This window comes from Mannheimia varigena, from assembly GCF_013377235.1.
Lineage (GTDB): Bacteria > Pseudomonadota > Gammaproteobacteria > Enterobacterales > Pasteurellaceae > Mannheimia > Mannheimia varigena.
Genome location: NZ_CP016226.1, coordinates 1,505,719 through 1,518,626, shown reverse-complemented (window position 1 = coordinate 1,518,626; position 12,908 = coordinate 1,505,719). Strand labels below are relative to the sequence as shown.

Genomic DNA, 12,908 nt, shown 5'->3' with positions numbered 1-12,908 from the left:
AGCGGCCTGATTTGTGCAAAATTTTGCAAGAATCAGACCACTTAATTTTAAGTTTTAAGCCTCCGGGATTAATGTTGCTTTCATCGCTGACCTTAAATTTTCCAGCATTTCATAGCGTTTGCGGTACATTGAGCGTTTTTTGCTTGGAATTTCGTCCATTTTTTTACTTTTCAATTCCAGTGGTAATTGCCAATATTTTCCACTCTTACCGTTTGATTCAGAAAAAATCGCATCGTAGTCCACCACATAACGTTTGCTTTGAACTAGGCGGGATTTGTTTTGATATTTCTGTGGAATGCCTAATAAATTCTCATAACCCAATACTGAAGTCAGGGCTTTCATTACTTCCACCATTAAATAGGCAGGGCGTAAGCCGTGGCAATATTTGGTGAGTTGCTTTACTAATTCCTTTGAGCCATCAAAATTCGGACCTTGAATTACTGCAATTAACAGTGCGTTATTTAATTTTCCGAAAGTTAATAAATAGACAAGCTGATCGGCAGGTTTATAACGGAGTTCTAATGCCCAAAAACCCTCCATTGGTTGATGCTCGTTAATGTTTAATATCAGCTCAAAATCAGAAATGACCTCACCAAAACTGACTTTTTGTGCCCATAACGGTGGAAGATGGCTAAGTTGCTGCGGTAAAAACAACAAATTATCACACATCTGCTCTAAGCGCTGCATAGAGGAAAAACGCTTATCTAAAAAGCGATGAGCGAGCGGGTAACTGTAATTCGGTCTTGCATTTAAAAGCGGTATTAACTGAGGATGTTGAGCGACAAATTGTTCAAATTGCTTGATTTTGAAATAGTGCAACCAGGAGCGAAGGTTGTAGCGTAATCGCTTTCCTGCATAAGATTTTTTACCACGATTAGGATAAATTGCCTTCGCAGCAGGCCATTTATATTGACTTTTCATTTCTACAACGATATTTCACTACAAGCGGTCAAATTCGCAAAAAATTTTGCAAAAATAACCGCTTGCATACTTACTACTATAAAATAAAACGACTTAAATCTTCATTTTCCACCACGTCATTTAACGCTTCGGAAACATAGTTTTCATCAATTACAATTTTCTCTCCACGACGCTCGCTCGCATCAAACGAGATGCCGTCCATTAAACGTTCAAGCACGGTGTGTAAACGTCTTGCACCGATATTTTCGGTTTTCTCGTTCACTCGGAAAGCACTTTCAGCAATACGGCTGATGCCTTCTTTGGTAAACTCAATTTCAACGCCTTCAGTTTTCATTAGCTCACGATATTGAAGCGTTAATGAGGCGTTCGGCTCAGTTAAAATACGCTCGAAATCATCTTTGGTTAACGATTTTAACTCTACACGAATCGGTAAACGACCTTGCAATTCAGGCAGTAAATCAGACGGGCGAGCCACTTGGAACGCACCGGAGCAGATAAACAGAATGTGGTCAGTTTTCACCATACCATGCTTAGTGTTTACGGTTGAACCTTCAATAATTGGCAGTAAATCACGTTGAACTCCTTCACGGGAAACATCGCCGCCCGAGTGTTCTCCTTTTTTGCAGATCTTGTCGATCTCATCAATAAACACGATCCCGTGCTGCTCTACCGCTTCGATTGCTTGTTGTTTGAGTTCTTCAGGGTTTACTAATTTCGCCGCTTCTTCATCTAACATCACTTTTAACGCATCTTTGATTTTCATTTTGCGTTTTTTGGTTTTGTTTGGCGACATTCCTTCAAATAAAGATTGAAGCTGTGAAGTCATCTCTTCCATTCCCGGTGGCGTCATAATTTCTACGCTCACTTGAGCGGCAACATCAATTTCGATCTCTTTATCGTCTAGCTGACCTTCACGCAATTTTTTGCGGAATGCTTGGCGGGTAGATTGATTATCTGACTCTTGAACATTACCCCATTGATCTTTCGCCGGTGGCAATAACACATCTAAAATGCGATCTTCCGCCGCATCTTGGGCTCGCATTTTGTTTTTTTCTACCGCTTGTTGGCGAACCAATTTCATCGAAACGTCCGCTAAATCACGGATAATCGAATCCACTTCTTTACCCACATAGCCGACTTCGGTAAATTTAGTCGCTTCCACTTTAATGAACGGAGCATTTGCCAGTTTTGCCAAACGGCGGGCAATTTCCGTTTTACCCACACCGGTTGGACCAATCATTAAAATGTTTTTCGGCGTAACTTCTTGGCGAAGATCTTCAGGTAACTGCATTCTTCTCCAGCGGTTACGCAAGGCAATTGCCACCGCACGTTTTGCATCTTTTTGTCCGATAATATGAGCGTCTAATTCTGAGACGATTTCACGAGGAGTCATTGACATATATTTTTATTCCTTATTAAGTCGTTCCCCTCTTTAGCAAAGAAGTGTTAGGGGAGATTTGGCAGTATAAATTAGCGAAGTGAGGGAAATCTTTTACATTCATATTTAATGAGATATGTAGTGGCAAAATTGAGTATTTTCTTCGTCAATCACTTCTGCCCAATCTCCCCCCTGCCCCTCTTTGCTAAAGAGGGGAGTAAAATTTAAACTTCTTCAATCACGTGGTTATGATTACTGTAAATATCAATATCGCCGGCGATTTTTAACGATTCGGCAACGATCTCTTTCGCAGAGAGGTTATTTTCGGTGCGAAGTAATGCGAGAGCGGCGGCTTTGGCGTAGTTTCCGCCTGAGCCGATTGCCAGTACATCTTGTTCCGGCTCAATCACATCGCCTGAACCTGAAACCAGCAGGAACTCACTTTCATTTGCTACGATCATCATTGCTTCTAAACGGCGTAAAGCACGCTCAGTACGCCACTCTTTTGCCAATTCCACCGCTGATTTCACCAAATGCCCTTGATGTAATTCTAATTTTTTCTCGAATAAATCACGTAGAATAAAGGCATCAGCCGTTGAACCGGCAAAGCCTGTTACCACTTTGTCTTTATATAAACGGCGAACTTTACGCACTGTGCCTTTTTCAATGCAGTTGCCAAGTGTTGCCTGACCATCGCCACCGATAGCCACTTTTCCGTCTTTTCGCACGCATACAATTGTTGTCATTTTAAATCCTTCTTTTTAGAAAACTTTCGCTTATATGGGGCTCATTCTCTGCATTTCAATTACAAGCGGTCGTCTTTGCTGAATTTTTTGCAAAAAAATGGCTTGAATCTATTCAAGTCATCTTATTAATGAATTATCTAAGCACATAAATTCTCTCGTAAATGTTCGAGCGAAGTTGTAATCAAAAAAGCACGTTCATACGTATACTATTTCCGATTATTGCAATTTTTGATTCAGCACCATTTCTTGTGGCGTACCGCCTTCCAATCTCATTTTAACTTTATATGTTAAAATTTTCACATTTTGATTTTGTGCGATCTCAAGTAATTTTGCATATTTAGGATCGATTTGTTTTGCTACTTCAAACATATTGATTCCTGTATGCAAAATTGCGAAAAAAATCACTGCTTGTAACCCTTGCCCAGCAACATTTGTTAGCTCTCGTAAGTGTTTTTGACCTCGCTCGGTTTTGGCATCTGGGAACATTCCTACCCCATTTTCCATTAGCAATGTGGTGGATTTCACTTCCACAAAGCAATCCTGCAAGCGGTCAGATTTCAGTAAAAAATCGGCACGGCTATTCTCAGCTCCATATTTTTGTTCAGACAGTATTTGTCGATAATCGGCAAGCTCACTAATCCACTGATTTTCCAACGCTTCTTGCACAAGCTGATTTGCTCTCAAGGTATTTACGCAAATGAAATCGCCTGCTTGGGTTTGAGTCAACTCCCAAGTGTGGGCGTATTTACGTTTCGGGTTATTGGATGTGGAAAACCACACAGTATCACCCACATTCGCACAGCCTGTCATTGCCCCGGTATTCGGGCAGTGGATGGTTATTTGCTCACCGTTTGGGAGCTCTATATCAGCCAAAAAGCGTTTATAACGACAAAGCAAAATGCCGCTAGAAAGAGGAGGAAATTGCATTGGTAAAAAATCCTTTTAAAACGACCGCTTGTATCTTTTCATCATCGGCAGAAAAACAGAAAGTAATGCGGTGCAAATCACGATAATAATGCCAACCCAAGTGATAAGACTTAATTGTTCAGATAAAAAGACTAACGCCATTAATAGCCCAAACACAGGCTCAAGGGCTAACAAAATACCAGCGAGAATTGGCGAAGATTGGCTGATACCTTTGTTCCATAGCAGCATTGCTAAACTGCTGCAAATAATGCCTAGATAAGCCACACTCGCCCACGCTGAAAGGCTAGTTGGCAGTTGCCAATCTTCAGCGAATAATAATGTGATGGGTAAAGCAGTAATTGCCCCTTGCACTAATGTGATGTTGGTCAAATCTGTTACTTTAACGGATTGTAAAATGCCTTTGCTAAGGTACATTCCAATAATAAAGCTCAAACTGCCTAAAGTGACGAGCAATAATCCCAGCACATTAATTGAACCGTTATCATCACTCCCTGCTGCCATAATCAGAATGCCGACACAGGCGAACAAACTTAAGATAAAATCCAGCCTCGTTGCCTGTTTGTTAAAGCAGAAATAGCCAACTAACACCGTTAAGAGTGGATTTAGCCCAAGTAATGCTACCGCACTCGCTGCAGAGGTTAATTTCAAGCCTGAAAATTGTAAGATCACACAGAGCGGAAAGGTGAGAAAGGCAATCAGCCAAACTTTAATTTGCTGATTTTTCTGAATTTTTCGATAGGCTCGCATAAAAAATGGCAAAGCGATAAATGCAGCCAGCGTAAGCCGAATTTGCATAATTTGTACAGGGTCAAATTCAGCAATCGCTACTTTACCCACAATAAATGAGCTTGCCCAAATCAGCGTGGCAGTCAGTAAATATAACATTTTAGATCTCGTAAAATTCTAGCGGTAGATCATCAGGATCTCGGAAAAAAGTAAAACGCTTGCCGGTAAGCTCATCAACTCGAATGCCTTCGTGCGGTAAATTGTGTTGCTCTAAAAAAGCAATGGCTTGCTCAATGTTTTCCACTTTGAACGCCAAATGGCGTAGCCCACAGGTTTCTGGGGAAGTAAAGCGAGGCGGCGTAACAGGAAAGCTAAATAATTCAATCTGCGAGCCGTCTTGAAAACGTAAGTCTAATTTGTAACTATCTCGTGCGGTTCGGTAGGTTTCTTCGATAATTTCCGCTCCTAAAATTTGGGTGTAGAAATATTTGGATTTTTCGTAGTCTGATACAATCAGAGCAACGTGATGAAAGCCTAGAATGGGAGATTTCATTTTTTCCTCAATATGTAAAATTTTTGGTAAAAACAACCGCTTGCAGTATGATGATTTCTTTTTTCGATTTCAAGATGTTTAATGAATAGCAATTCTTCACAATATCCGTTAGCGACGGCAAAAGTATCTGACCCATTTGCAAAATCTGTATTAGCGTGGTTTGAGCAATACGGGCGTAAGCATTTGCCTTGGCAGCAGAATAAAACCTTATACAAGGTTTGGTTGTCTGAGGTAATGTTGCAACAAACTCAAGTTGCCACTGTTATTCCTTATTTTGCACGTTTTACGGAACGATTTCCAACCGTTACTGACTTAGCTAATAGCTCGATTGATGAAGTCTTACATTTATGGACGGGCTTAGGCTATTACGCAAGGGCAAGGAACCTCCATAAAGCAGCACAACAAATTCGAGATGAATTTGGTGGCGAGTTTCCCACAACATTTGATGATGTACTGGCATTGCCTGGGGTTGGGAGAAGTACAGCGGGGGCGATTTTGTCTTCGGTGTTAGATGCTCCGCACCCGATTTTAGACGGTAACGTCAAGCGTGTGTTAAGCCGTTATTTTGCTGTGGAAGGTTGGGCTGGCGAAAAAACGGTGGAAAACCAACTTTGGCAGTTAAGCGAAAGTGTTACGCCAACCGAACGAGTGGCTGATTTTAATCAAGCGATGATGGATTTAGGAGCGATGATTTGCTCTCGCACCAAGCCGAGATGCCTGCTCTGCCCGTTACAAGAACATTGTCAAACAAATGCAATGCAAGCGTGGGATAAATTCCCCGCTAAGAAGCCAAAGAAAACGCTCCCTGAACGCCAAGCCTATTTTTTAATTCTGAGAAATGACTCAAAAGTGTTATTACAAAAACGGGAGGCAAAAGGCATTTGGGGTGGATTATTTGCCTTTCCACAATTTAGCAGTTTAGAGGAGCTCAAGCGGTCACATTTAGTGGAAAATTTGCAGATTTCGCAACAATTAACAACATTTAGACACACATTCAGCCATTTTCATTTGGATATCACCCCCATTCTGGTAGATCTAAATGTGCAAAAAAAAGATAAAATCTTACCGCTTGCAGCGGAAGAAAACGCAGGAAATTACCTTTCTACTGTATCTTCAGAGGCTGATTATTGGTATGATTTCAGCCAACATAATGAAATAGGTTTAGCCACGCCAGTTAAACATATTTTAGATGAACTGGCGTTTAGCGTAACAAATGATAATTAAGGATTAGATTATGGCTCGTACCGTATTTTGCGAATACTTAAAACAAGATGCCGAAGGTTTAGACTTTCAACTGTATCCGGGTGAACTCGGCAAACGTATTTTTGATTCTATCAGCAAACAAGCGTGGTCTGAGTGGATCAAAAAACAAACAATGATCGTCAATGAGAAAAAACTCAGTATGATGAACCCGGAACATCGCAAATTACTTGAAGAAGAGATGGTTAATTTCTTGTTTGAAGGTAAAGAAATCATTATTGAAGGCTACAAGCCAATCGAATAATTCAAGGTTAAACTCAAAATGAAAAAATATGCAAAATATTTGCCAATGTTGGCAATTATTCCCTTTCTTATTGCCTGTGGAAGCAATAAATCTTCTAGCAGTAAAAAGCCGAAATCTACCCGTGTAGATTATTCAAAAGATACCAATGCAATGGATATCTTAACGGGACAATTCTCTAATAATATCGATGATATTTGGGGAAGTAGCGAGCTGCTAGTTGCGAGTAAGAAAGACTACGTAAAATATACCGATAAGTTCTACACCCGTAGCCACATTTCCTTTGAAGAAGGGGTGATTACTATTGAGACCTTAGGCGATCAAAATCATCTCCGTAACTCTATTGTTCATACTTTATTAATGGGTCGAGATCCTAGAGGGATTGATTTGTTTGCATCAGGCGATGTGCCAATTAGTACAAATCCGTTTTTAAAAGGGCAGGTAAAAGATCAATTCGGTCGTGATATTACTAATGTTGCTCTTGCCAATGATTTTGCCACTTACCTTATTCAAAATAAAACACAAACTCGTCGCTTAAAAAATGGTCGAAATGCAATGTATGTGGCGATTAAAATGGTAGAAGGGCACGTTGAAGTGCGTGCAAGACAATACTTACCGCTTGTGCGTAAAATGGCGAGACAATATGCCATTGAGCCTAGCTTGATTTTAGGGATTATGGAAGTAGAATCGGCATTTAACCCTTATGCAGTAAGTTATGCTAATGCGATCGGCTTAATGCAGGTTGTGCCTCGTACTGCTGGACGAGATATTTTTGTTCGTAAAGGAATGGGTGGGCAACCAAGCCGTGAATATCTCTATAACCCATCAAATAATATTGATGCCGGCACGCTCTACTTAACTATTTTGCGTGATGAATACTTAGATGGTATTGCTGACCCTGTTGCAAAACGCTATGCAATGATTTCTGCCTATAACAGTGGTGCCGGTGCAGTATTGCGCGTGTTTGATTCAGACCGATACTCTGCGATTGATAGAATTAACGATCTCTCGCCTGATGCGGTTTACCGAATTTTAACCACCGCTCACCCATCTTCTCAAGCAAGAAATTATTTAAGAAAAGTAACGACGGCGAGAGAGAAATATCGAAATATTCGATAATCCGTGAATTATGCTGTTTTTTAGCCGAAAAGTATAAAAAAAGCACATTTAAACAAGCATTTTTTTAAATTCTGCAAAAAGTGTTTGACGTTGAGGACTGAAATCAGCATAATGCACCACGCAACGACGTTGCCTCGATAGCTCAGTCGGTAGAGCAGGGGATTGAAAATCCCCGTGTCGGTGGTTCGATTCCGCCTCGAGGCACCATCTATTCCTCCTTAGTTCAGTCGGTAGAACGGTGGACTGTTAATCCATATGTCGCAGGTTCGAGTCCCGCAGGAGGAGCCATATTATGAAGCCCTGATAAGAAATTATCAGGGTTTTCACTTTGTATAAATACACTATTGAATAAGATTGTTCAATTTTTAGTATTACGCGATCAAAAAGGTTAAATTTCTGATAATTATATTTGACGAAGCCCTAAAAAATCAGCATAATGCACTCCGCAAATGACGAGTTGCCTCGATAGCTCAGTCGGTAGAGCAGGGGATTGAAAATCCCCGTGTCGGTGGTTCGATTCCGCCTCGAGGCACCATCTATTCCTCCTTAGTTCAGTCGGTAGAACGGTGGACTGTTAATCCATATGTCGCAGGTTCGAGTCCCGCAGGAGGAGCCATATTATAAAGCCCTGATAAGATATCAGGGCTTTTTCTTTTTTTATATTTTATTTTTAATAGTTTTAAATGCTGTGCATAAAATTATAAAAAATTATGTGATTTACTTCTCATTTCTGAGATAAAATTGAAAATATTACTTCACTTTTATACATAATTCGGAGTATTATTATCACATATAACAACAAGTAATAATGATTCCTCGAATATCGTCAACTTAACGACATAGCCTCACGCTATGTCGTTTTTTTATCGCTATAATCTATTTTCATTTTTTTGTATAATGTCCTCAATTTACTGCTTACAAGCGGTTATTTCTTCTAAAAAATTTGTAAATTGAGAAAACAATATGTTTGAAAACCTATCCGATAGACTTTCCAAAACACTGCGCAACATTACAGGTAAGGGCCGCCTAACTGAAGACAATATTAAAGATACGCTGCGTGAAGTACGTATGGCATTACTCGAGGCTGATGTTGCTTTACCTGTTGTTCGGGAATTTATCAACAAAGTAAAAGAGCGCGCCTTAGGAATTGAAGTTAATAAAAGTTTAACCCCAGGACAAGAATTCTTAAAAATCGTTCAGAACGAATTAGAAGCAGCTATGGGCGAGGCAAATGAGGAGCTTAACTTGGCAGCTCAACCGCCCGCTGTTATCTTGATGGCAGGCTTACAAGGTGCGGGTAAAACTACCTCTGTAGGAAAATTAGCAAAATTCTTAAAAGAACGTCATAAAAAGAAAGTATTGGTGGTTTCAGCCGATATTTATCGCCCTGCAGCGATTAAACAGCTTCAAACATTAGCTGAAACATTAAAAGTTGATTTCTTTCCAACCGAAACTAGCCAAAAACCAGTAGCGATTGCAGAAGCAGCACTTAAACACGCTAAACTTAATTTCTTTGATGTGCTGATTGTCGATACCGCAGGTCGCTTACATGTTGATGGCGAAATGATGGAGGAAATCCAACAAATCCACGCTACATTAAACCCTGTTGAAACGCTCTTTACTGTTGATGCGATGACAGGTCAAGATGCTGCTAACACAGCTAAAGCCTTTAATGAAGCCTTGCCATTAACCGGGGTAATCTTAACCAAAGTCGATGGTGATGCTCGTGGTGGTGCGGCACTTTCTATTCGCCAGATTACTGGCAAACCGATTAAATTCTTAGGGGTAGGCGAAAAAACCGATGCTTTAGAACCTTTCCACCCTGATCGGGTGGCTTCTCGTATTCTAGGTATGGGCGATATGATGTCTTTAATTGAAGATATTCAGCGTTCAGTCGATCAGGAAAAAGCGGAGAAAATCGCAGCAAAATTCAAGAAGGGCGATGATTTTACCCTTGAAGATTTCCGTGATCAGCTTATTGAGATGAAAAAAATGGGGGGTATGATGTCTATGCTCGATAAACTACCGGGTGCGAAAAATCTCCCTGATCACGTTAAAAACCAAGTTGATGATAAGATGTTCATTAAAATGGAAGCTATCATTAACTCTATGACATTAAAAGAACGTGCAAATCCTGAGATTATAAAAGGTTCGCGTCGCCGTCGCATTGCATTAGGCTCCGGCACACAGGTGCAGGATGTAAATAAACTGCTCAAACAGTTTGATGATATGCAGCGCATGATGAAAAAAATGCGTAAAGGCGGTATGGCTAAAATGATGCGTGGAATGAAAGGAATGATGGGCGGCAGCGGGCTTAGTGGTCTAGGTGGCTCGATCGGAATGTTTGGAAAACGCTAATTCCTAGCACAAACTCCACTAATCAAAGAAGTAAAAAGGTTAAAGACTTAGCAATAAGAATTTAACCTTTCCTTTTACCTACCATCCCTAAAATACAGTCACAAGCGGTCAGAACTAAGGAGTTTTTTGCAAAACAAAACCCCGATATTACTCTATCGGGGTTTTAGATTCAATCTTGATTTAGATTATTCCGCTGCTGCTTCTGTTGCAACTTCTGGGCGATCTACTAACTCAATGTATGCCATTGGAGCATTATCACCTGCACGGAAACCACATTTTAAGATGCGAGTGTAACCACCAGCACGATTTGCAAAACGTGGACCTAATTCATTGAATAATTTAGCAACTGTATCAACGTTGCGTGTACGTGCAAAAGCTAAACGGCGGTTTGCAACGCTGTCTGCTTTAGCTAAAGTAATTAACGGCTCAACTACACGACGTAACTCTTTCGCTTTTGGTAAAGTTGTCTTGATAATTTCATGTTCAACAAGAGAACTTGCCATATTACGGAACATCGCTTGGCGATGACTACTGTTACGGTTTAATTGACGTCCACTCTTACGATGGCGCATAACCTATTCCTTCTTAGAAAATCTATACCGAAACTAGTCTTCTGCAATGCTTGCAGGAGGCCAGTTTTCAAGGCGCATACCGAGTGATAAACCACGTGAAGCAAGAACGTCTTTGATCTCTGTAAGAGATTTCTTACCCAAGTTAGGCGTTTTAAGAAGTTCAACTTCCGTACGTTGTACTAAATCACCGATATAGTGAATTGTCTCTGCTTTTAAACAGTTAGCAGAACGAACTGTCAGCTCTAAGTCATCTACTGGGCGAAGAAGAATAGGATCAAACTCCGGTTTTTCTTCTTTCACTTCAGGTTGACGAACATCACGCAAATCAACGAATGCAGCAAGTTGCTCTGCTAAAATCGTTGCAGCACGACGGATAGCCTCTTCTGGATCTAATGTACCATTAGTCTCCATCTCAATAACAAGTTTATCTAAGTCTGTACGTTGTTCAACACGAGCAGCTTCGACATTGTAAGCAATGCGGTCTACTGGTGAGAAACGTGCATCAACTAATAACCGACCGATTGGACGGTCATCGCTTTGAGTATGAAGACGTGCTGATGCAGGCACATAACCACGACCACGTTGAACACGAATACGCATATTAATTGATGCGTTCTTATCTGTTAAGTTACAAATAACGTGATCTGGATTTACGATTTCTACATCGCCATCGTGTGTGATGTCAGCTGCAGTTACAGGGCCAATTCCAGATTTATTTAGTGTCAAAATAATATCATCTTTATTTTGCACTTTTACCGCTAGACCTTTAAGGTTTAATAATACCTCAAGAATATCTTCCTGAACGCCTTCCTTGCTGCTGTATTCATGTAATACCCCATCAATTTCAACGTCAGTAACTGCACAACCCGGCATAGATGAAAGTAAAATGCGACGAAGTGCATTGCCTAATGTATGGCCAAAACCACGTTCTAACGGCTCTAATGTCACTTTAGCGTGAGTTGAACTAATTTGTTCAATGTTCACTAAGTGCGGCTTTAAAAATTCTGTCACAGAACCCTGCATTTTTTCCTCTCTTTGCGGTTAAGCTAACTATTATTTAGAGTAAAGCTCAACGATCAGATGTTCATTAATATCTGCTGATAGATCAGAACGCTCTGGACGACGTTTAAACACGCCTTCCATTTTAGTCGCATCAACTTCTAACCAAGTTGGTTTTTCACGTTGAGTTGCTAATTCTAATGATGCTTTAATACGTGCTTGTTTTTTCGATTTTTCACGAACAGCAACCACATCATCAACAGAAACTTGGAATGAAGGAATGTTTACTACACGACCGTTTACTACGATTGATTTGTGGCTAACAAGCTGACGCGCTTCTGCACGAGTTGCAGCGAAACCCATACGATAAACTACGTTATCTAAACGACCTTCTAATAATACTAATAAGTTCTCACCAGTATTACCTTTTAAGCGGTTTGCTTCTGTATAATAGTTACGGAATTGACGCTCTAAGATACCATAGATACGGCGAACTTTTTGTTTTTCACGTAATTGACTACCGTAGTCAGATAAACGTGGCTTGCGAGCACCGTGTTGACCAGGGGCTACATCAAGTCTATTTCTACATTTTGATTCAATCGCACGAACGCCTGATTTCAAGAATAAATCAGTACCTTCACGACGGCTTAGCTTGAGCTTAGGACCCAAATATCTTGCCATTTTCTTTCTCCAATTCTTTTAACGTCAATTAAACACGACGTTTTTTCGGTGGACGACAACCGTTATGTGGAATCGGAGTCACATCAGTAATATTCGTGATACGGAAACCTGCTGCATTTAAAGCACGAATTGTTGATTCACGACCTGGACCCGGACCTTTAACCATAACTTCCAAATTCTTTAAACCAAACTCTTTAACCATTTCTGCACAACGCTCTGCAGCAACTTGAGCAGCGAATGGAGTTGATTTACGAGAACCACGGAAACCTGAACCACCTGCGGTTGCCCAAGCAAGAGCATTACCTTGACGGTCAGTAATAGTAACGATTGTGTTATTGAAAGATGCGTGGATATGAGCTACGCCATCTGCAATCTGTTTTTTAACGCGCTTACGTGCGCGAACTGGTGTTTTAGCCATTATTTATCT

The 12,908-nt window shown here is 40.6% G+C and carries 14 protein-coding genes and 4 tRNA genes; 8 read left to right on the top strand and 10 right to left on the bottom strand.

Going from position 1 to position 12,908, the window contains the following annotated elements:
• Positions 1–54: 54 nt before the first annotated feature.
• The 6 genes from A6B40_RS07150 to gloA2 all read right to left on the bottom strand — a co-directional run bounded on the left by A6B40_RS07150 (position 55) and on the right by gloA2 (position 5,251).
• Positions 55–921, bottom strand: coding sequence for a VirK/YbjX family protein (locus A6B40_RS07150; protein ID WP_176671954.1), 867 nt, complete (start codon positions 919–921; stop codon positions 55–57).
• 76 nt (positions 922–997) lie between these two features.
• Positions 998–2,320 (bottom strand): HslU--HslV peptidase ATPase subunit, encoded by a 1,323-nt coding sequence (gene hslU, locus A6B40_RS07145; RefSeq protein ID WP_176671953.1) that lies wholly within the window; start codon positions 2,318–2,320, stop codon positions 998–1,000.
• A 203-nt stretch (positions 2,321–2,523) separates the two neighbouring features.
• Positions 2,524–3,045, bottom strand: a complete 522-nt coding sequence (hslV, locus tag A6B40_RS07140; RefSeq protein ID WP_025235100.1) for an ATP-dependent protease subunit HslV — start codon at positions 3,043–3,045, stop codon at positions 2,524–2,526.
• 216 nt (positions 3,046–3,261) lie between these two features.
• On the bottom strand, positions 3,262–3,972 hold the full coding sequence (gene sfsA / locus A6B40_RS07135) for a DNA/RNA nuclease SfsA (protein ID WP_176671952.1): 711 nt from the start codon (positions 3,970–3,972) through the stop codon (positions 3,262–3,264).
• A gap of 15 nt (positions 3,973–3,987) precedes the next feature.
• Positions 3,988–4,857 (bottom strand): DMT family transporter, encoded by an 870-nt coding sequence (locus A6B40_RS07130; RefSeq protein ID WP_025216428.1) that lies wholly within the window; start codon positions 4,855–4,857, stop codon positions 3,988–3,990.
• Position 4,858: 1 nt separating this feature from the next.
• A complete protein-coding gene (gene gloA2, locus A6B40_RS07125) occupies positions 4,859–5,251 on the bottom strand; it encodes an SMU1112c/YaeR family gloxylase I-like metalloprotein (RefSeq protein ID WP_025216427.1) in 393 nt (130 codons plus the stop codon).
• A gap of 81 nt (positions 5,252–5,332) precedes the next feature.
• Here gloA2 and mutY point away from each other — a divergent pair, with 81 nt between their 5' ends.
• The 8 genes from mutY to ffh all read left to right on the top strand — a co-directional run bounded on the left by mutY (position 5,333) and on the right by ffh (position 10,229).
• Positions 5,333–6,475 carry an A/G-specific adenine glycosylase gene (gene mutY, locus A6B40_RS07120; RefSeq protein ID WP_176671951.1) on the top strand — a complete coding sequence of 381 codons (1,143 nt, stop codon included), beginning with the start codon at positions 5,333–5,335 and terminating at the stop codon, positions 6,473–6,475.
• 10 nt (positions 6,476–6,485) lie between these two features.
• Entirely contained in the window at positions 6,486–6,755 is a 270-nt protein-coding gene (locus A6B40_RS07115) for an oxidative damage protection protein (RefSeq protein WP_025216425.1), read from the top strand.
• An 18-nt stretch (positions 6,756–6,773) separates the two neighbouring features.
• Positions 6,774–7,871, top strand: a complete 1,098-nt coding sequence (mltC, locus tag A6B40_RS07110; protein WP_025343159.1) for a membrane-bound lytic murein transglycosylase MltC — start codon at positions 6,774–6,776, stop codon at positions 7,869–7,871.
• 131 nt (positions 7,872–8,002) lie between these two features.
• Positions 8,003–8,078 (top strand) — tRNA-Phe (locus A6B40_RS07105).
• Positions 8,079–8,083: 5 nt separating this feature from the next.
• Positions 8,084–8,159, top strand: a tRNA-Asn gene (locus tag A6B40_RS07100).
• A 171-nt stretch (positions 8,160–8,330) separates the two neighbouring features.
• Positions 8,331–8,406: transfer RNA gene (locus A6B40_RS07095), tRNA-Phe, on the top strand.
• Positions 8,407–8,411: 5 nt separating this feature from the next.
• Positions 8,412–8,487: transfer RNA gene (locus tag A6B40_RS07090), tRNA-Asn, on the top strand.
• A 347-nt stretch (positions 8,488–8,834) separates the two neighbouring features.
• Positions 8,835–10,229 carry a signal recognition particle protein gene (gene ffh, locus A6B40_RS07085; RefSeq protein ID WP_176671950.1) on the top strand — a complete coding sequence of 465 codons (1,395 nt, stop codon included), beginning with the start codon at positions 8,835–8,837 and terminating at the stop codon, positions 10,227–10,229.
• Between the two features lie 185 nt (positions 10,230–10,414).
• On the opposite strand, the gene rplQ is transcribed toward ffh, so the two are convergent.
• Genes rplQ through rpsK form a run of 4 tightly spaced genes read right to left on the bottom strand, consistent with a single transcriptional unit; the run spans position 10,415 to position 12,899 of the window.
• Positions 10,415–10,801 carry a 50S ribosomal protein L17 gene (gene rplQ / locus A6B40_RS07080; protein ID WP_025216422.1) on the bottom strand — a complete coding sequence of 129 codons (387 nt, stop codon included), beginning with the start codon at positions 10,799–10,801 and terminating at the stop codon, positions 10,415–10,417.
• Between the two features lie 33 nt (positions 10,802–10,834).
• On the bottom strand, positions 10,835–11,824 hold the full coding sequence (locus tag A6B40_RS07075; RefSeq protein WP_176671949.1) for a DNA-directed RNA polymerase subunit alpha: 990 nt from the start codon (positions 11,822–11,824) through the stop codon (positions 10,835–10,837).
• A gap of 30 nt (positions 11,825–11,854) precedes the next feature.
• Positions 11,855–12,481 carry a 30S ribosomal protein S4 gene (rpsD, locus tag A6B40_RS07070; RefSeq protein WP_006250017.1) on the bottom strand — a complete coding sequence of 209 codons (627 nt, stop codon included), beginning with the start codon at positions 12,479–12,481 and terminating at the stop codon, positions 11,855–11,857.
• Positions 12,482–12,509: 28 nt separating this feature from the next.
• A complete protein-coding gene (rpsK, locus tag A6B40_RS07065) occupies positions 12,510–12,899 on the bottom strand; it encodes a 30S ribosomal protein S11 (RefSeq protein WP_005705959.1) in 390 nt (129 codons plus the stop codon).
• Positions 12,900–12,908 lie beyond the last annotated feature (9 nt).